The 18,788-nt window shown below is 39.2% G+C and carries 16 protein-coding genes and 1 pseudogene; 6 read left to right on the top strand and 11 right to left on the bottom strand.

Annotated elements, in window-relative coordinates; translation table 11 throughout:
• Positions 1–3: 3 nt before the first annotated feature.
• The gene (locus E4N74_RS12190) at positions 4–903 is read left to right on the top strand and encodes a GNAT family N-acetyltransferase (protein ID WP_255805459.1); all 900 of its coding nucleotides are present in this window, start codon (positions 4–6) and stop codon (positions 901–903) included.
• Between the two features lie 32 nt (positions 904–935).
• Here E4N74_RS12190 and E4N74_RS12185 read toward each other — a convergent pair whose 3' ends face one another.
• The 3 genes from E4N74_RS12185 to E4N74_RS12175 are packed head-to-tail and all read right to left on the bottom strand — an operon-like array spanning position 936 to position 3,930.
• The gene (locus E4N74_RS12185; protein WP_044978406.1) at positions 936–1,505 is read right to left on the bottom strand and encodes a hypothetical protein; all 570 of its coding nucleotides are present in this window, start codon (positions 1,503–1,505) and stop codon (positions 936–938) included.
• 55 nt (positions 1,506–1,560) lie between these two features.
• Positions 1,561–2,562 (bottom strand): CDP-alcohol phosphatidyltransferase family protein, encoded by a 1,002-nt coding sequence (locus E4N74_RS12180; protein ID WP_255817992.1) that lies wholly within the window; start codon positions 2,560–2,562, stop codon positions 1,561–1,563.
• A gap of 15 nt (positions 2,563–2,577) precedes the next feature.
• Positions 2,578–3,930, bottom strand: a complete 1,353-nt coding sequence (locus E4N74_RS12175; RefSeq protein WP_044978404.1) for a glycine--tRNA ligase — start codon at positions 3,928–3,930, stop codon at positions 2,578–2,580.
• A 291-nt stretch (positions 3,931–4,221) separates the two neighbouring features.
• On the opposite strand from E4N74_RS12175, the gene E4N74_RS12170 reads away from it, so the two are divergent.
• From E4N74_RS12170 to E4N74_RS12160, 3 genes are all read left to right on the top strand, one after another.
• A complete protein-coding gene (locus tag E4N74_RS12170; protein ID WP_145475305.1) occupies positions 4,222–5,886 on the top strand; it encodes a formate--tetrahydrofolate ligase in 1,665 nt (554 codons plus the stop codon).
• 124 nt (positions 5,887–6,010) lie between these two features.
• Positions 6,011–6,541: a LysM peptidoglycan-binding domain-containing protein gene (locus E4N74_RS12165; protein WP_044978403.1), complete on the top strand. Its 531-nt coding sequence runs from the start codon at positions 6,011–6,013 to the stop codon at positions 6,539–6,541.
• Between the two features lie 87 nt (positions 6,542–6,628).
• Complete coding sequence (locus E4N74_RS12160; RefSeq protein ID WP_044978402.1) at positions 6,629–7,657, top strand: M42 family metallopeptidase; 1,029 nt, start codon at positions 6,629–6,631, stop codon at positions 7,655–7,657.
• A gap of 64 nt (positions 7,658–7,721) precedes the next feature.
• Here the strand turns inward: E4N74_RS12160 and E4N74_RS12155 are convergent.
• From E4N74_RS12155 to E4N74_RS12145, 3 genes and pseudogenes are all read right to left on the bottom strand, one after another.
• Positions 7,722–9,092, bottom strand: a pseudogene (locus E4N74_RS12155) (AAA family ATPase); the annotation flags it as partial.
• A complete protein-coding gene (locus E4N74_RS12150) occupies positions 9,037–10,059 on the bottom strand; it encodes a hypothetical protein (RefSeq protein WP_044978400.1) in 1,023 nt (340 codons plus the stop codon). The gene E4N74_RS12150 and the pseudogene E4N74_RS12155, both read right to left, overlap by 56 nt.
• 18 nt (positions 10,060–10,077) lie before the next feature.
• Positions 10,078–10,692: a TP0733 family outer membrane beta-barrel protein gene (locus E4N74_RS12145; RefSeq protein WP_044978399.1), complete on the bottom strand. Its 615-nt coding sequence runs from the start codon at positions 10,690–10,692 to the stop codon at positions 10,078–10,080.
• Between the two features lie 207 nt (positions 10,693–10,899).
• On the opposite strand from E4N74_RS12145, the gene folD reads away from it, so the two are divergent.
• Entirely contained in the window at positions 10,900–11,781 is an 882-nt protein-coding gene (gene folD, locus E4N74_RS12140) for a bifunctional methylenetetrahydrofolate dehydrogenase/methenyltetrahydrofolate cyclohydrolase FolD (protein ID WP_044978398.1), read from the top strand.
• A 102-nt stretch (positions 11,782–11,883) separates the two neighbouring features.
• On the opposite strand, the gene E4N74_RS12135 is transcribed toward folD, so the two are convergent.
• From E4N74_RS12135 to E4N74_RS12125, 3 genes are all read right to left on the bottom strand, one after another.
• Positions 11,884–12,531: a peroxiredoxin gene (locus tag E4N74_RS12135; RefSeq protein WP_044978397.1), complete on the bottom strand. Its 648-nt coding sequence runs from the start codon at positions 12,529–12,531 to the stop codon at positions 11,884–11,886.
• Positions 12,532–12,547: 16 nt separating this feature from the next.
• The gene (locus E4N74_RS12130; protein WP_044978396.1) at positions 12,548–12,985 is read right to left on the bottom strand and encodes a Dps family protein; all 438 of its coding nucleotides are present in this window, start codon (positions 12,983–12,985) and stop codon (positions 12,548–12,550) included.
• 197 nt (positions 12,986–13,182) lie between these two features.
• On the bottom strand, positions 13,183–13,749 hold the full coding sequence (locus E4N74_RS12125) for an NUDIX hydrolase (protein ID WP_044978395.1): 567 nt from the start codon (positions 13,747–13,749) through the stop codon (positions 13,183–13,185).
• Positions 13,750–13,831: 82 nt separating this feature from the next.
• Between E4N74_RS12125 and E4N74_RS12120 the strand changes: the two genes are divergently transcribed.
• Positions 13,832–14,653 (top strand): cytidylate kinase family protein, encoded by an 822-nt coding sequence (locus tag E4N74_RS12120; protein ID WP_044978394.1) that lies wholly within the window; start codon positions 13,832–13,834, stop codon positions 14,651–14,653.
• Positions 14,654–14,738: 85 nt separating this feature from the next.
• Here the strand turns inward: E4N74_RS12120 and E4N74_RS12115 are convergent, their stop codons facing one another.
• On the bottom strand, positions 14,739–17,375 hold the full coding sequence (locus tag E4N74_RS12115) for a heavy metal translocating P-type ATPase (protein WP_255817988.1): 2,637 nt from the start codon (positions 17,373–17,375) through the stop codon (positions 14,739–14,741).
• Between the two features lie 103 nt (positions 17,376–17,478).
• Entirely contained in the window at positions 17,479–18,651 is a 1,173-nt protein-coding gene (locus E4N74_RS12110) for a glycerate kinase family protein (protein WP_255817970.1), read from the bottom strand.
• Positions 18,652–18,788 lie beyond the last annotated feature (137 nt).

Here is an 18,788-nt window from a genome sequence, read left to right as displayed (position 1 = left end):
TAAATGATTTTTTTTCATGTACCGCTCACAAAAAAAAATATAGACAAGTTTATAAACCTGATTCTTCCCCATGAACACCTCTGTGTAAACCTTACCGAATGTCTGAAAAAGCAAAAAAGATTTTTTGATACTGATCAAGATTTTTTTACCTTTATAAAAGCCGAAGCTTTTTTTTCAAGAGATAAAGAATTTATAGGTGTTTTGCTATTGGCAGCCCACGGCGTTTTGCTCCATTGTTTTACTAAAGAAATTACTGACGATATTGCAGAATATATCAAAAATATTTTTTTAAAACAAACAGAACCGCTTTCAGTAATGGGAGAAAAAAACACTTCCATTTATTTGGAAAAACTAATAAAACAAAGCCTATCTCTTGTACCGGCCAGATTTGAAAACTATAAACTTCTTACTCTAAGTGAAAATAAGCCGAATCAAACAAACGGCTTTTGTATGAAAGCCTCCCATAATTTAAAGTCAACCTTAGAGTTTTTAAAACCTCCTATCGAAGATGCGGAAATTCTTTGCCCAATGGAAATAGATTACAATGAATCGGAGGTTTTAGCACCCGGAGTAAAAGCCTCTTATGAATCATGCTTAAAGCTATTAAAAAAAAGAATAAACAGCCATGCTCTATATGCAGTAAAAAAGAACGGCCGATATATCTCAAAGGCCGGAATAAACGCTTCAGGTTTTAACTGGAACCAAATAGGCGGAGTTTTTACAATTCCTGAGTACCGGAACAAGGGGGTCGGAACAGCCAATATGATGATGCTCGTAAACGACTGTTTTCAATATAAAAAAAAATGCGCCCTCTTTGTAAAAATTAAAAACTCGGCTGCGAGGCAAATGTACAAAAAAATAGGATTTACCGAATCATGTGATTTTAGAATCTCATATTTTTAGAAATAACAATTGAAAATTCAAAAGAGCTTATTTTAAAAATTTGCCAAAAAGAACATCGCAAGCAAAACGGCATACCTAGCTTTTACATCGGAAATAATTTCAACCTTTGAAAGGCGTGTAACATAATACCAAAAAAAACCGAAAGCAGGGTCTATACGAAAAGCATATTCTACAAAAGAATCTGCCTTTACCATATCTCCGAAAAGAAGAGCAACCACATCTTGCAAAATTGCAAAACACTCATCAAATGATTCTTTATAGACGGAAGGTTTTTCAGATATAGTCAATTTTTCACATAAAGAATTTATTCTATACAAGGTATCTTCTTTACATTCTTCATCATCTTTTTCAACCCATGTTTTTTGAACAAGAAGCCGGATATTTTTCATAAAACTTTCTATCAAGTTTTTTTCTGAATCTGTCTTGGTCTCATCCGTGTAAATTTCAAAAGATGCTGATCGGCCAAAAGCCTTGGAGATTTTCAAAGCTGATGAGACCACTTCATCATCTGCAGCATCTATAAACTTCGGGATTTCAAACACTGCTATATCTTTTATCTCAGGAGACATTAAAAATTCATCATTAAATATCTGACCAACCATAGGTATACCTTGCTATTTTATCAGGATTTTGTCAATACCTTAAAAGCATTTTTATTTATTTTTTTGTAGGGAGAGGATTTTTCCAATACCAACAATGTTTATATTTTTTAAAAAATATTAAAAATCTTATTACTATTCTAACTAAAAGATATGAACCTTGAATAATTGAAATAATAATACTATATTCAAAAAAAATAAAATAAAGAAGACAACTTAAAGGCACTAAAAAATCCGGAAAAGATTCTTTTAATTTTTCTGCCGTAGCCGATAGTACCGATTGAATAAACAGAACATTATAAAATGTAATAATTACAGTTTGTGTAAATATTGAAGCTTTTACATACCAAACTAAAACCGCCCCTATTAAAGCTGAAAAAACGATATGCAAAAATAAACGTATACTGTACCTCTTAGTTTTAAAAATCTCAGTTAAACCCGTAAACCAAGCCGCTCCAAAACCTGCAAAAATAATTATGTATGGAATACTAACACCGAACAAAATATTTTTTACGCTTGCTTCACGTATAAAACCTACAGAGGCAAGAGCCGACATGAGGGAAATCGCCATAATTCCTTCACTCGTACTAAAAGCAGCAAACTGCATCACCCCGTTTTTAAAACGGCCCCAAAATGTTCCTATTTGTCCCAAATATAAAAACTGATATACACAAAAAAGCAAAATAGGATTTGTAACTCTAAAGCAAAGCATTAAAATGCCGGTAAGAAATCCCGTAACAAAGCTATCCAAAAAATGATCAAGATACTCTCCCAATGGAGACCCTGTTTTTGTCCGTCTTGCCTGCACACCATCCGAACAGTCCCCTACAATATATAACCAACACAAAACCGGTATGAGCCACAAAAATTTATACGTATCCTGCAGATAATTTATATAGGCAATAAAAAAAGAAATAAGTATAAAACTGTTTGAAAATACCGTTATTATATTTGCCGGAATCGATTCAGGTAAAATTCTTACAAGGGGAAATACAAAATATTTATAGAGCAGAGGCGTAAGTAATGACTTGTCCTCTGCACTGTAGGAGTAGTTTTCCATTTTCTGCTCTTTTTACTATACTCTTTTATAGTTTTTAATTTCAGTCTTTATTCTTGCAATTAATTCGGTTCTGGGAATTCTAACTTGTTCCATAGAATCTCTAAAGCGCAAGGTAACCGTATTATCTTCTTTTGAATCATAATCTACAGTTACACAAAAAGGAGTTCCGACCTCATCTTGGCGGCGGTATCTTTTGCCTATAGCTCCGGATTGATCGTAATCGGTTTTAAATTCTTCCTTAAGCTCATTTCGAATTTCTTCGGCTAATTCAGCAAGCCCGTCTTTTTTCATCAAAGGAAGAACAGCTACGGTTATAGGGGCAATATTAGGATGAAAGTGTAATACGGTTCTCCAGTCATCATCGTTTCCCTTATCTGCAACCTTTTCTTCATCGTAGGCATCGCAAATAAACATAAGAACATTCCGTGTTAGACCTGCCGAAGTTTCAATTATGTACGGAATATATTTTTCATTTCCGTTATCTTGATCAATGTATTGCATATCTTTGCCGGAATACTCGGTATGACGTGTAAGGTCATAGTTTGTACGGTTGTGAACACCTTCAAGCTCCTTAAAGCCCATCGGGAATTCGTATTCAATATCATAAGCATCTTTTGCATAATGCGCAAGCTCATCTTTGCCGTGCTGATGCCATTGAAGTTTATTTGTTCTTACCCCGTACTTTTCATAGAAAGCCCAGCGTTGTTTTTTCCAATAGTTGAACCACTCGTCATCAGTTCCGGGCTTTACAAAAAACTGCATCTCCATCTGTTCAAATTCGCAGGTTCTAAAAATAAAGTTTTTTGTAACAATTTCGTTTCTAAAAGCCTTTCCGATTTGGGCAATACCGAATGGAATCTTCATTCGATTTGACTGGATAATATTTTTATAGTTTACATAAATGCCTTGGGCAGTTTCGGGGCGAAGATAGATAACGCTTGAATTATCGTCTGTGGGGCCGATGTGAGTTTTAAACATAAGATTGAATTTTCTGGTATCGGTGAGCTCGCCGCCGCAATCGGGACAAATTCTTTTTTCAAGGTTTTCAGGAGGTAAATGATCTGCCCTAAAACGGGATTTACATTTTTTGCAATCGACCAAAGGATCGGTAAAATTTTCAACATGGCCGGAAGCCTCCCATGTACGGGGATGCATCAAAATTGCAGCATCCAGCCCTACGATATTGTCATGAAGTTGGGTCATCTCTTTCCACCAAGCACGGGAAACATTATTTTTTAACTCTATCCCCAAGGGGCCGTAATCCCATGCACCGTTTTGCCCTCCATAAATTTCGGATGACTGAAAAACAAATCCTCTTCTTTTACAAAGACTTACAATTTTTTCCATTGAAATTTTATGATCTTCCATAAATTTATCTCCTATAAAAAATTTTTGCAGGAAGCTTCAGCTTCCGAAAAAAGTTTTTTCCGTATAAGTAATTGCAGTATTGATTGAAGATTATAATATTTTTTTTATAATTATACAAGACCGCCCCAAAAACCCCAAAAGCCGAAATTTAGGGGAAAAAACATCTCGTCCGGAAAAGCTGTAAACATTTGACACTTGGGCACGAGAGGTACGATTGTAAAACATTTATTTCGGTGAAAAAAAAAACTATCACAGCTTGTAAATATCCTCTTTTTATGTCATAATATTTGTATGAAAACTGATATAGAAATAGCTAGAGAAGCGAAGCTAAAAAAAATCGCTGAAATTGCAGACGGTTTAGGGATTCATGACGATAATGTCATTCCCTATGGAAAATACATAGCCAAGGTTCCCTACAGTGTTATAGATGATGCAAAGGTAAAAAAGAATAATCTAATCCTTGTTACCGCCATCACTCCTACAAAGGCAGGGATAGGGAAGACAACCGTGTCAATCGGTCTAGCCTTAGGCTTAAACAAAATAGGGAAAAAGGCTGTAGCAGCTTTGCGGGAGCCTTCTTTAGGACCCTGTTTCGGTATGAAGGGAGGTGCCGCAGGAGGGGGCTATGCCCAAGTTTTACCTATGGAAGACATTAACCTCCACTTTACCGGAGACTTCCATGCAATCACCTCGGCACATAACATGATAAGCGCCCTTTTTGACAACTACATCTTCAGAACTCAAGGAACACCTAAGGCCATTAAGAAGATTCTTTGGAAGAGGGTTCTGGACGTAAATGACAGAAACTTACGCCAAATTGTTACCGGCTTAGGAGACGGCAACGGCGTAGTTATGGAATCCGGCTTTGATATTACACCGGCTTCCGAAATTATGGCCATTTTCTGTCTTGCAAAAGATATTGAAGATCTGCGCCGCAGAATCGAAAATATTATTTTAGGCTACGATACGGAAGATAAGGCTGTAACCGTAAAGGATTTAGGAATTGCAGGTTCTATTGTAGTTCTTTTAAAGAACGCAATCAATCCAAACCTTGTACAAACCACTGAAAACACACCCGCCTTTATCCACGGCGGCCCCTTTGCAAACATAGCCCACGGCTGTAACTCGGTAATCGCAACAAAAACGGCTCTTACCTACGGTGAATATGTAATTACCGAAGCAGGCTTTGCTGCAGACCTCGGTGCCGAAAAATTCTTCGATATCAAGTGCCGAAAGGCCGGCTTAAACCCCAAATTGACCGTAATTGCGGCCACTACGGGCGGTTTAAAAATGCACGGGGATGTTCCCGAAAAAGAAATATCCAAACCCAACGCAGAAGCCCTCAAAAAAGGCCTTGCAAACTTGGATAAGCACATCGAAAACATGAAAAAATTCGGACAAACCGTAATAGTCGCCCTTAACCGATACGGGTATGACCTTGATTCCGAATTGGAACTGGTTAAAAAGCACTGCGAAGCTCAGGGTGTAGGCTTTGCCGTCAACAATGCCTTTGTTGAAGGAGGAAAGGGTGCTGTTGAACTTGCTGAGCTTGTCGTAAAGACAATCGAAACCAATCCGTCGAAGCCCTTAAAATTCGTTTACGAAGATAAGGATTCAATCAAAACAAAGATAGGAAAGATCTGTAAAGAAATCTACGGTGCCGCTGATGTTACATATTCGGGAGCTGCCGACAAGATGATTAAAAAGATTGAAGAAGCCGGAATGGCAGGCTTCCCCGTTTGTATTGCAAAAACGCAGTACTCTTTCTCATCGGATCCTAAACTTTACGGCGTTCCTAAAGGCTTTGAAATGAATGTCAGAGACATCGTTTTAAATTCCGGTTCTGAAATGATTGTAGCCATTATGGGAGATATGATGAGAATGCCTGGACTTCCGAAAGATCCGCAGGCCGTTAGAATTGACCTTGTAAACGGAAACATAGAAGGCTTGTCATAAAACTTATAAAAATATACGATATTATTTGATTTTTCTTAAATAATGTTGTATAATAATAAAATAGCAATTTATAAGTTTGCAGAAAAGCAAATTTATAAATTATCGATTATTTAAGGAGTAAAAAATGAAAAACATTTTGAAAATTTTAACCTTATTGGCTGTTTTTTCTTTTATTTTTACGAGCTGCGGAACACCTCCGACTCCTCCCCCTGAAGAAAAACCGGCTCCTGTAGTTGTAGAAGAACCTGTACCGGAAGCACAACCTGAGCCTACACCGGAACCGCAACCCGAACCTACACCGGAACCGCAACCCGAACCTACCCCTGTCGTTGAAGAACCCAGAGATGTTCCTGTAAAGGAATATGTAGTAGCACAAGGAGATACTTTATCCGAAATTGCTTTGAAATTTTATGGGACAAGAGAAAAAGCTTACTATTTCCCCATAATTATGGCAATTAACCCCGGTAAGGTTCAACATCCGGACAAGCTTACACCGAAAATGAAACTTTTAATCCCTGATTTTGATCTTTTTATGCAGCACTCGCCTTCAAAAATGCTTGCAAGACCTGAGTTTGAAAAATGTATCAAAATTTATGAGGACGAAGCTAGAACAGGAGTAGCCGAATCCTTGAGACGAAGACTTAAAGAGTTTTAATCTTATCAACTTCCTCCCTAGGGAGGAAGTTTTTTTTATTTCCGGCAGTAAATACTTATAAACAAGATAATTAGGAGAATTTAATTTATGAATATCAGATATGCAGTTGAGTTTTCAAAAGAGCTTTTACAGATACACAGTCCCGGAGGCTATACAAAAAATGCCATAGACCGAATAAAAAAAGAATTCGATTCATTAGGCATAAAATATACCGAAACGAATAAGGGTGCCATTTATGGAACTATTGAAGGAAAAAACACAGCTAAACACAGAGTTGTTTCAGCCCATGCCGACACCCTAGGTGCAATGGTACGACAAATAAAACCTAACGGCTGCTTAAAACTTGCTGCCATAGGCGGTATAGCTTTTAACAGCATTGAAGGCGAAAACCTTTACATCATTACACGAACCGGCAAGGTCATCACAGGGACCGGCCTTCCCGAAAAAGCCTCTGTTCACATATTTGAAGCTATCGAAAAGGAAGAAAGAAACTTAGAAACCTTTGAAGTCCGCCTTGATGCGGAAACTCACTCAAAGGAAGAAACTCTGGCTCTTGGTGTAAATATAGGAGACTTTGTAGCCTTTGAGCCCCGCACGGTCGAAACCGAAGACGGCTACATAAAATCCCGTCATTTGGATGATAAGGCTTGTATCGGTATGCTTTTTGCCGCTTGTAAGGCCCTAAAAGAAAAAGGCGAAAAACCGGCTTATACAACACATTTTTTTATAAGCAATTATGAAGAAATAGGACACGGTTTTTACGGTATTCCTAAAGAATGTTTTGAAGTATTAGCCCTCGACATCGGAACGGTCGGAGGTGAGCAAAATTCGGATGAACATGCAGTAACCATCATCGCTAAGGATTCACGCACCCCATACGACTTCGGTTTTAGGCATAGACTTGAAAACCTTGCTATTCAAAATAAAATAAACTACAGAACCGATGTTATGTTCAGATACGGCTCGGATGCAAGTATGTACGTATTGCAGGGATTTGATATTAACTTTGCCTGTATGGGCCCGGGAGTAAACGCAACACATCATTATGAGCGGACACATATCGATTCCTATAAAGAAACTATAAACCTATTATATGCTTATCTGATGAGTGAATAGGTGAATTTAACTTTTTAATCAATAACGTTGAATAGCGGTAAATCTATAAGGCTGCAAGTCTTTAGCTTTGCCGCTTTTTTAAAATTTCCGGTTTTATTTTGCCTTCATAACCCTGGTCACTCGGCTCATAAAAATGAGTGCCCTCAAGCCCATCCGGAAGGTATTGCTGTTTGACCCAATGCCCTTCAAAGGCATGAGGATATAAATAGCCTTCACCATGACCTAGAGCTTCTCCATCACGGCTTGAATCTTTTAGGTGATTAGGCACTTCTTTATTCTCTTTTTGAACACAATCGAGGGCTTTAAAAAAGGCTTCTGCACTGTTTGATTTAGGGCAGGTCGCCAAATAAAGGGCAGCATGGGCTAGATGATACCTGCCTTCAGGCATACCGACCCTGTCAAAGGCTTCGGCCGCACCTGCAACCACGCTTACAGCCCCGGGCGAAGCAAGCCCAATATCTTCGCAGGCTGAAATTAACATCCGCCGAAAGATAAACCTTGGGTCTTCTCCTGCCGCTATCATACGGGCAAGCCAGTAAACGGCCGCATCGGGATCGCTGCCCCTGATCGACTTTATAAAGGCGCTTATAACATCATAATGATAATCCCCGTCTCTATCGTATAAGACAACCTTCTTTTGGATGCTTTCTTCGGCTGCTTTTAAACTAATCGTGATTTTAAAATTTTCTTCAGGGGGCCAATGGTCTACGCTGGTTTCAATAGCAAGTTCAAGAGCGTTTAAAAGACTTCTTGCATCGCCGGATGCCGTATCAATAAGATGAGCCAAGGCTCCTTCTTCAAATTCTATTTTCCAATTACCGTAACCTCTTTCTTTATTTGCCAGAGCAAATTGTACAACTTTTTTTAGATCATCATCGGTTAAAGGTTTTAATTCAAAAACTCGGCTGCGGCTTACAAGAGCCTTGTTTACCTCAAAATAAGGATTTTCAGTTGTAGCACCGATTAAAATTATCGTACCGTTTTCTACCCATGGCAGGAGGGCGTCCTGTTGGGACTTATTCCAGCGGTGAACCTCATCCACAAAAAGAATAGTCTTGCGGTTGTAGAGTTTTTTATTTTCTTCAGCATTGGATATAGCTTCCCTTATCTGCTGTACTCCTGCTAAAACGGCATTTAAACTTAAAAAATTGCTTTTGGTGGTATTTGCGATAACTCGGGCGAGGGTGGTTTTTCCCGTGCCGGGAGGGCCGAAAAAAATAACCGAAGAAAGCCTATCGGCTTGGATTGCCCTCCTTAAAAGACACCCCTCTCCAATAATATGCTCCTGCCCCACATATTCATCCAAATTAAGGGGCCTCATTCTGGAGGCAAGAGGTTCATTTTGTTTAGAACTTGAAGCTGCAGCTTCAAAAAGATCCTTACTCACGGTTCCATTCGCGTTTTTTATCGCTATAAAAGCCCCATAGACCGGCATTTCGTTGAATCACGCCTGAATAGATGCCCATAAATACGGCATACTCATCCCCACCTCTAGAAACGCCCAACAGAGGAAATGAATAATAACTTCCAAGAGTGGTTTGATATTGGGAATAGGAACCGGAGGGCGTTGTAGAACCGGAATTACCGGGGTTAAGCTGTTTTGCATTTGATAGGTTAATCGGGGTAGAACCATCCAACTGTACCTCGGTATATCCTTCGGCGCAGCCTATCAATATGGTTTTTCGTGTTCCGGCTTTAAAGTATGAAATATTGTCAGGGCTTCCGGATATTGGTATTGAAGAGCTAAAGGTACTTCCATCATAATAATAGATTGTTGATCCGGCCAATACAAAAATTTCATTATCAGCTCCGGCAGGACAAATAGCTTTTGCACCGCTCGGCAAATCAGGGACCGCTGAGGAAACACCATTTTTATATAGCTTTTCAGAACTTCCCGATTTTACTAAAACATAGTTTCCTGCCGCTGATAAGGAATCTACTTTGCCTGTATCTATAGAAGTGCTAAGACCTGTTTCTTCTATCTTAAAAACTTGTTTTTGGCTTGAATCATAGCCGAAAACAATCTTATTACCGGCAATAATGCGTATATTTTCAGAATTGGGAACATCCTTCCAGCTTCCGTTTTCATAATATTTTACACTTCCTGAAGCAAAACAAGCAAATGCCACGGTACCGTTACTTGCAAGCTGTTGAGTACCTTGGGCGCTTAAAATTTTTGACCAAGAGCCGTCGGAAGTTTTTGATTTTGAATAAACGCCGCCCAGATTTGCAGCATAAACATTATTGTTCACCTCCAGCAAACTTAATACATTCCCCGCAACGGAAAAATTGTTTAATTCTATTTCTTGTTCAATAGCAGCAAATATGGGGCGATCATTACAAGACATAAAGCCGATAAAAATAAGCGGTATTAAAATAAAAATTAATTTCCTAAATTTCATGCTGAATTCTCCGTTTAATTAAAGATGATATCTGGCGGCAAAGCTTATGCCTAAAAAGTTTCCTGTTCGGTTATTTGATTTATCCTTGTGCCACTCAGGAACAACATTCCAAGATACATCGCCTCCGAATGACCATTCAGGAGAAAATTGATAGTAAGTTCCTGCATCAAACCTAAAAATCATCCCAAAGTATTGAGCCCCGTTTCCGCTATAAGACTGAACGGCAGCCCCTATACCTCCGCCAAGAGGGAAGCGCCATTTTCCGGCAGCAAAGGTATAAGCCATATCAAAGGTTATGGGTACGGCAAAGTAAAGGTTTTTTGCCAATGTAGGATAAAACTGAAAACTTATACTTCCTCCCAAAGAAAATCCGTCAAGAATATAATACCCAAAAGCGGCATTGATAGTACCGCCCGGCCAAATATTAGGCTTAATCGCAAATTTGCTAGCAGAAGTATTAAAAAGAGGTATTCCTAGGGATAGGCCTATTTTTATAAATTTATCGCCTTGCCTGACAGGCCGAAACACCGCACTACCGTCTATTTTGCTGTTTGAAGGAACCTCTCCCTCATCTTGTGCAAAAATCGGAATAAAAAAAATGCTTATAAGAATACAGAAAATAAATTTCTTCACGTTTAGTTCACCTCTAGCTTGATAGAATATAGTATATCGTATTTTTTACAAGAATGTCTATATGTAAGTCTTGAACAAAATCTTATTATGTTATAACATTATATCTATAAGATAATATAGAAAGTCCTTGTTTTTCAAAACTATTACGAGCGTAGAACAAACAAGGAGAATAATAGTTACTTATACAATTATTTACGGAGGGAAAAAATGAGTGCAAAAATTATTGACGGTGCCCAGATAGCGGCAGATTTAAGGGCAGATGTTGCAAAAGATGTAGAAAAAATAAAGGCAAAGGGTGTCCAGCCCACCTTAGCCGTTATTTTGGTAGGAAATGACCCTGCCTCCCAATCTTATGTAAAGGGAAAAACAAACGCCCTTCATGAAGTAGGTATGAATGACAGAACATTCAGACTACCTGAAACGACAACTCAGGATGAGTTACTAAAACTTATAAAAGAACTGAATGCAGACAAACTTATAAACGGTATTTTAGTGCAGTTGCCGTTACCTAAGCAAATCGATCCTGATGCTGTAATTGAAGCCATAAATCCCGAAAAAGATGTAGACGGATTCCATCCTGTAAATGTCGGAAAACTCCTTTTGGGACATGATACCTTTATTCCTTGCACCCCCCACGGTGTAATTCATCTTTTAAAAAGAGCCGGTGTTGAAACTAAGGGGGCTAAGGCCGTTATCGTAGGCCGCTCCAACATTGTAGGAAAGCCTCTTTCCGTTTTGATGATGAATAAGGATGTAAACGCAACGGTAACCGTTTGCCATAGCGGTACAAAAAATTTAGCCGAAGTAACAAAAGAAGCGGATATACTGATTGCTGCTATGGGAAAGCCTAAATTTATTAAAGCCGATATGATTAAAAAGGGAGCTGTCGTTATAGATGTCGGTGTAAACCGGATTGATGACAGTACCAAAAAAAGCGGCTTTAGGCTTGTAGGCGATGTAGACTTTGAGCCAGCCTGCGAAATTGCTTCTGCAATAACACCCGTTCCAAAGGGAGTAGGCCCCATGACCATCGCCATGCTCGTTGCAAATACTCTTATCGCCGCAAAAAGGCAAAACGGTTTGGAATAAGCCGAGTTGTTTTAGTTCCGTTAAAACTACAAAATCCCCGAATTGAGATTATCAACTCGGGGATTTTTGATTTTTAAATTACTTTTTTAAATCACTTTAAGATTATAAAGACTTGTGGCAAAACCAGAAGTCATAACCGTCATATTCCTTTAAGCGCTTTTTAGCTTCCGCTTCTGTGGGAGGCGGCGGAATGATAACCTTGTCCTTGATTAAGCCGTTATTAGGCCAGTCGGCAGGCAAAGCAACTTTATTTTTATCGGATGTTTGCAGAGCTTTAACGGCTCTAACAATTTCTTCCATATTTCGGCCGATTTCCTGCGGATAATAAATAACAAGTCTAACTTTTCCGTTAGGATCAACGATAAATACGGCTCGAACAGTGTTAGTACCTTTTCCGGGGTGCAAGAGACCAATCTTATTTGCAACACTGTCATTAGCAGCAATTACAGGGAAAGTAATCTCAACACCGAGCTTTTCCTTAATCCACTCAATCCATTTTAAATGGCTCTGTATTTGGTCAATTGAAAGGCCGATAAGTTTTACTCCTAGTTTTTCAAACTCAGGCATAAGTTTTTGAAAAGCTACAAATTCCGTAGTGCATACGGGGGTAAAATCTGCAGGATGGCTAAAAAGCACAAACCAGCTGCCTTTAAGATCACCGGGAAGATTAAGATGCCCGTGTGTTGTTGAAACCTCTAACTGAGGGAAATCATCCCCTAAAAGGGGCATATTCATTGCCATGTGTTCCATAATTTTCTCCTTAAAATTATTTTAAAGCGGATTTTAACATCCATATTTGTTTGTCAAAATATTCGATAATCCCGCTAAGGATTCCGTCTGTAGATGCATCATTACTGTCTGCAGCTTCAATCCGAGTTACCTTTATTTCTTTTACAAGGTACTCAAAATCAGCCAAGATTTTTTTAAGAGCTTCTACGCTTTTAAAAGATTTGTTTGTTTCTTCTTCAATTCCTGTCACAGCCAAATACTCTTTCATTGAAGAAGGAGCTTTTTCGTTTAGCTGTAGAATTCTTTCAGCAACCGAATCATAGAAATCGCTAATAGTTTCATAATATGATTCTATCATTTCATGCACTGGTTTAAAATCAATACCTTCAACGTGCCAGTGATAATTATGTAATTTTACATAAAGAACCGCTAAGTCGGCAGTATGTACTGATAATCTTTTAGTTATATTGTTCATAAACACCTCCATATTTGTTCATTTATATACAAGCAAAATCTATGCTAAGCATAAAATTTAAGGAAAAAGGCTTTTTTAAGCAAAAATAAGGGTATTTTTATCGAAATACTTGGAATTTTAATAAAAAAGATTGTTTTAAATAAAATTTTCACTGATATATCAGCGGGCAATCACCGATATATCAGTGCACCGGCATATCAGTGATATTCTTTTTCTTTTAAGTATAGGAAAAGGGCTGCATTCATCATTGCGTGGGTATAAGGCGGATTACCCATGTTTTGAATAACTTTTTTAACGGGGATTTCAAGAATATTTAAGAACTCATCATCATCAAGGTTTTGCTTGCCTTCAGTGCCATCCAATTCTGCAAAAAAAACCGTGCATGTGTTTTCCATTATTGCAGGATTTGGGGACAATACCGACAAACATTTTATTTTTTTAGGGGCTCTACCGGTTTCTTCTAAAAGCTCCCTTAAAGCCGCATCTTCGGCCTTTTCTCCTTTATCAACAACACCTCCGGGAAATTCTATGTAGACGTTTTCCGCACCGTGCCTCCACTGCTGTACCATTACAAACATGTCTTCTCCAGATGAGTTTCGGTACACGGGAACAATAATAACCCAGCTAGGTGCTTTTAAAGAAATAAAGGTCTTTTTTTCCCCTTCAGGAGAAATACTGTCTTTTTCGCATACGGTAAATACTCTTGTCTTTAATACTTCTCTGGAAGAATCAGGTTTCCATATAATTTTGTCATTCTTTTCCATAAAAATTGCAATTCTCCATTTGACATATCAAGGATTTCAGGTTATTCTATTATAAAGCGAATTTAATTGCAAGGAGGTTTTTATGGCAATTATAACTATTTCACGCAAAATCGCTTCCTTTGGTGACGAAACGGCAATTGAGTTGGCCAAACTTTTAAATTACAACTTTGTTGACCGCAAATCATTGGAAAAAGATTTGCTTGCAAGAGGAATTTCGGAAGTGCAGCTAAAAAAATATGATGAACGCAAGCCTAGCTTTTGGGCATCCCTTTCAAGGGAAAGAGATTCCTACTTTGATTATCTGCGTGAAGCAGTATACGAGCATGCTTCTTCCGGCAACAGCATTTTTATAGGCAGGGGAGGGTTCGCAATCTTGAGAAATGTACCCGGCCTTTATTCGGTACGCTTAGTTGCTGCCGACGATATACGAATTTCAAGATTGATGAAAGAATTCAATTATTCCGAAAAAGATGCAAGAGCGCTAATGGAAGAAAGTGATAATAATAGAGACGGGTTCCATAAGAATTTTTTTAATACGGCTAATGAAGACTCGTCCGAATATAATTTAGTTATAAATACGGGGCATGTAGCCCCTCTTCAAGCTGCCGAGATAATCAAATACGGGTTTGAAAAAACCATAAGCAAAGAAGAAACGGCCTCAGGCGATAAAAGATTAAAAGAGCTTTTATTGGCTCAAAAAATCGTAAATCATATTTCCTTCGATTTAAAACTTCAAATATATTTCCTTGAAGCCGATATTTCGAAAGATGAAATTATTTTACACGGTGTAGCCGACAATGCAGGGCTTATCCAAAAAGCCGTGTCCGTAGCCGAAGAAATGTCAGAAGGACGTAAGGTTTCTTCATCGATAAGCAGGGTAAACGAGTATAAGCCTTTTCCGTAAAAGTTAAAAAACAGCTTACATAAACTTATAGAAAAATCGGCCGAGATTGAGTTTCGGCCGATTTTTTTCTTTTACTAAAATAAGCCTATTCTACGGTATAGCCCGCATCTTCAATAGCCTTTTTTAGATCTGCAACTGTAACGCTTTCAGGATGTGTGATAGTTGCCGTTTTTGCGCCTAGGTCTACTTCGGCAGAAACACCCGAAATCTTTGTTAAAGCTTCCTTAACATGGGAAACACAATGTTGGCACTGCATGCCGTTTACCTTTAATACCGTATTCATAAGTTCTTTCTCCTTAATTTTATTTTCACCCGTTATGCAAGATTCTGTAGAGTCTGCATTACGGTTTATTTTTTGTTTTCTTTTAGGTTTAAAATAGTTTAAGCGCAAAGCATTGCTTACAACCGAAACGGAGCTCAAGCTCATTGCAGCTGCTGCAATCATCGGGCTTAAAACAATACCGAAGACAGGGTAAAAAGCTCCCGCCGCTAAAGGTATACATAAAGAATTATAAAAGAGCGCCCAAAACAGGTTTTCTTTTATATTCCGCATAACGGCACGGCTTAACTGAATAGAATCTACGGCAGTTTGTAAATTATCATTCATCAAAATAATATCTGCACTTTCGATAGCTATATCCGTTCCGTTCCCTATGGCTATACCTACGTCTGCCGTCATAAGGGCAGGAGCATCGTTTATTCCGTCTCCTATCATAGCCGTTTTACGCCCTGCTTGGTGCAATTTTTCGATTTCGAATTTTTTATTTTGAGGCAGAAGCTCGGCAGCAAAATCATCAACTCCCGTTTGAGCCTTTATAGCATTTGCTGTTTTTTTGTTATCTCCTGTAAGCATTATGGTTTTTATGCCCATCGCCTTAAATTCCGCTATTGACTCAATGCTGCCTTCTTTAATTTTATCTGCAACAGCTATAATTCCTATGAGCTTTGCACCCGTACCGGTTTCCGAAGAGCTTCCGCCCGTACCGCCGCCCACACCGATCAAAAGAGGAGTCGCACCTTTTTCCGCAAGGGCATCAATTTCGCTCTTGGCATGGGAAATTTCAATATTATTTTTTTGAAAAAGTTTTTCATTCCCTGCAAAGATTTTTAAGTTTGAAGTTTCATCAATACCCGAAATACCGAAACCGTGTTCGGCCTTAAAGTCTTTAATTTTCAAGGCCTCTAAGTTTTTTTCCTGTGCTCTTTTGATTACGGCATTTGCAAGCGGGTGCTCGGAAAGCACTTCCAAACTATAAGCAAACCGAAGCACTTCATCTTCGCTAAAGCCTTCGGTTTTTTTAATATCGATTACGTCGGGGCGGCCTTGGGTTATTGTACCGGTCTTGTCCAAAACCACGGTGTCCGTTTTATGAGCCGTTTCAAGGGCTTCTGCAGAGCGGATTAAGATGCCGAGCCGGGCTCCCTTGCCTGTTCCGGCCATAATTGCCGTAGGCGTCGCAAGGCCTAGAGCACAAGGGCAGGAAATTACAAGTACCGAAATCGCCCTGGAAAGAGCAAATTCAAAGCCTTCACCTGCAATAAGCCAGACAAAAAGCGTAATAGCCGCAATGGCTATAACCGCAGGCACAAAGTAATTGCTTATCTTATCTGCAAGTTTAGACACGGGAGCTTTCGAGGCAGAGGCTTCTTCTACAAGCACAATTATTTGGGATAGGGTTGTGTCATCACCTACTCTTTCAGCCTTAAAGGTAAAGGTTCCAGATAAGTTTATGGAGGCGCTTACCACCCTGTCTCCTACGGTTTTTTCGACCGGAAGGCTTTCACCGGTAATTGCGGCCTCGTCTACCGAAGAATTGCCCTCCACTATAACGCCGTCAACGGGAATGGAAAAACCAGGCTTGATTAAAATCAAATCACCTTTTACAATTTCTTCGACCGGAATTTCTTCCTTTTTGTTGTCCCTGATAACAATAGCCGTTTTAGGTCTAAGGTTCATCAGCTTTGTAATTGCCTGAGAAGTTTTTCCCTTTGCATTGGCTTCAAGGAATTTCCCCAAGGTTACAAGGGTTAAAATCATTGCAGCCGATTCAAAGTAAATGTCCTTTGAAAAAAGCCTTACCGTTTCCATATCTCCGTGCCCCATTCCGTAGGCCATTTTATAAATAGCAAAAATACCGTAAACAACGGCAGCACCGGAACCGACTGCAACGAGGGAGTCCATATTGGGAGCCTTGTTTAAAAAAGCCTTAAAGCCTCCTACAAAGAATTTTTTATTTATAATCAGCACGGGGAGGGCAAGCAAAAATTGGGTAAAACTAAAAATAACCGCATTTTCTATTCCGTGCAAAAAATGAGGAACCGGAAGAGAGGCCATGTGCCCCATCGACACATAAAAAAGAGGAATCATAAAGACTAAAGACCAACAGAGTCTTTTTTTTATTTTATCTCTTTCGGCCTTTGCAGCATCGTTTTGATATGAGCGGGTACCGGAAGTTTTTCCATCAGTCTCAGCCGAATTTCTATTTGAAGAAGAGCTTTTTAAACTATCGGCAAGCGAAGCTCCATATCCGGCCTTTTCGACCGCCTCTATAATTTTATCCGCACTGAGGGAAGCCTCATCGTAATTGACGCTCATGCTATTGGTTAAAAGATTTACCTGTACTTCGGCGGCTCCTTCGAGTTTTTCGACAGCCCTTTGAACATGGGCAGAGCAAGCCGAGCAAGTCATACCTGTAATGTTGAACTTTATTTTTTTACTCATGTTACTAATATACAACTTTTAACCTGAAAGGTCTAGGAAATGTATTGTAAATAAACAATAAAAGTTTTAGAATTATCTAAAAATGAAATATCAACGGAAAGATTTATGTATGGTACATTTGTGAAACTTTGATTAATCTTAGAATATCTTTCATTGTTGCAGTCAAATCGGCCTCGGCTGTTTTTTTTGCTTGGCTGAAAGGTACTGCAAGGCGGTTTATACTGAATACGGCGGAAACTCCCATTTTATAAATATCGTCTATTTCCTCTTCTGCATCACCTACGACAGCTATTACAGGCACATTTTTCTTTTTGGCCCTTTGGGCAACGCCCGCAATAACCTTTCCCCTTAAACTTTGCCTATCTAATTTGCCTTCTCCCGTAAAAACAAAATCGGTTTTATCCAGTTTGTTCTCAAAGTCAACCGTATCAAGCACAATTTCAATACCCATTTTTAACTCGGAACCTAAGAAGATGAGCATTCCGTAGCCCATACCTCCGGCAGCCCCCGCTCCCGCAATTTCTGCCGCTTTGGAACGGGAATTGAGGGATTCGGTTTTCCCTGCAACCAGGGCTAAGTGTTGTAGGCCTTGATCGAGCTCTTCAACCATTTTAGGATCAGCGCCTTTTTGCGGAGCAGAGATGTAGGCCGCTCCGTTTTTTCCGAAAAGAGGATTATCTATATCGCACATAGCCGTAAACTTTGCTTTTTTTACAAGAGGGTTTAAGCCCGTCATATCTATGCGTTCAATATTTTTTAAAGTTCCGCCGGCCGGAATAAAACTTTTTCCATCCTTATCAAAGAACTTGACACCCAAGGCTGCCGCAGCTCCGCAGCCGCCGTCGTTTGTAGCACTTCCGCCCAAACCGATTATAATATTTGTGCAGCCGTTTTTAAGGGCATCGGCTATGAGCTCCCCCACCCCATAGGTCGTAGTAAGAGATGGATTAAGCCTTCCCATTGCAAGGGGAAGACCCGCACAGGCAGCCATTTCAATTACGGCGGTCTTTCCGGCAGTCGAATCTTCGCTTTTTAAGATACCGTAAAAGCTTTCCATTTCTTCAAAAAAAGGATTTTTGACTTTAACGGTTTTTTTTATGCCGCCTACAGCTTCTAAAAAGGCATCGACACTGCCCTCCCCTCCATCCGCAACAGGGATCGAAAGAGTTTGAGCTTCAGGGAAAATTTCTTTTACGGCATCCTTCATCAAAGTACATATTCGACTCGAGCTCATTGTTCCCTTAAAGGAATCGGGGATAAGCAGTATCTTTTTCATAGATTTAGGCCTGTAAAAACATTTATATATAAGTGCACATATAATTATATCATATAAACGCTTGGAATGCAAATTTAAATATGGTTTTTATATTGCAAATTTATTAAGCCTTGACATCATTTTGAAAAAGGGTCATC

Source organism: Treponema putidum, assembly GCF_024401155.1.
In the GTDB taxonomy this organism is placed as follows: domain Bacteria; phylum Spirochaetota; class Spirochaetia; order Treponematales; family Treponemataceae; genus Treponema_B; species Treponema_B putidum.
This window is presented reverse-complemented; position numbering and strand designations above follow the sequence as displayed.

Bases quoted from the DNA above. Each gene is read 5' to 3' on its own strand.
- E4N74_RS12190 (WP_255805459.1), top strand. From the start codon at position 4: ATGATTTTTTTTCATGTACCGCTCACAAAAAAAAATATAGACAAGTTT.
- E4N74_RS12185 (WP_044978406.1), bottom strand. From the start codon at position 1,505: ATGGTTGGTCAGATATTTAATGATGAATTTTTAATGTCTCCTGAGATA.
- E4N74_RS12180 (WP_255817992.1), bottom strand. From the start codon at position 2,562: ATGGAAAACTACTCCTACAGTGCAGAGGACAAGTCATTACTTACGCCT.
- E4N74_RS12175 (WP_044978404.1), bottom strand. From the start codon at position 3,930: ATGGAAGATCATAAAATTTCAATGGAAAAAATTGTAAGTCTTTGTAAA.
- E4N74_RS12170 (WP_145475305.1), top strand. From the start codon at position 4,222: ATGAAAACTGATATAGAAATAGCTAGAGAAGCGAAGCTAAAAAAAATC.
- E4N74_RS12165 (WP_044978403.1), top strand. From the start codon at position 6,011: ATGAAAAACATTTTGAAAATTTTAACCTTATTGGCTGTTTTTTCTTTT.
- E4N74_RS12160 (WP_044978402.1), top strand. From the start codon at position 6,629: ATGAATATCAGATATGCAGTTGAGTTTTCAAAAGAGCTTTTACAGATA.
- E4N74_RS12150 (WP_044978400.1), bottom strand. From the start codon at position 10,059: ATGAAATTTAGGAAATTAATTTTTATTTTAATACCGCTTATTTTTATC.
- folD (WP_044978398.1), top strand. From the start codon at position 10,900: ATGAGTGCAAAAATTATTGACGGTGCCCAGATAGCGGCAGATTTAAGG.
- E4N74_RS12135 (WP_044978397.1), bottom strand. From the start codon at position 12,531: ATGGAACACATGGCAATGAATATGCCCCTTTTAGGGGATGATTTCCCT.
- E4N74_RS12130 (WP_044978396.1), bottom strand. From the start codon at position 12,985: ATGAACAATATAACTAAAAGATTATCAGTACATACTGCCGACTTAGCG.
- E4N74_RS12125 (WP_044978395.1), bottom strand. From the start codon at position 13,749: ATGGAAAAGAATGACAAAATTATATGGAAACCTGATTCTTCCAGAGAA.
- E4N74_RS12120 (WP_044978394.1), top strand. From the start codon at position 13,832: ATGGCAATTATAACTATTTCACGCAAAATCGCTTCCTTTGGTGACGAA.
- E4N74_RS12115 (WP_255817988.1), bottom strand. From the start codon at position 17,375: ATGAGTAAAAAAATAAAGTTCAACATTACAGGTATGACTTGCTCGGCT.
- E4N74_RS12110 (WP_255817970.1), bottom strand. From the start codon at position 18,651: ATGAAAAAGATACTGCTTATCCCCGATTCCTTTAAGGGAACAATGAGC.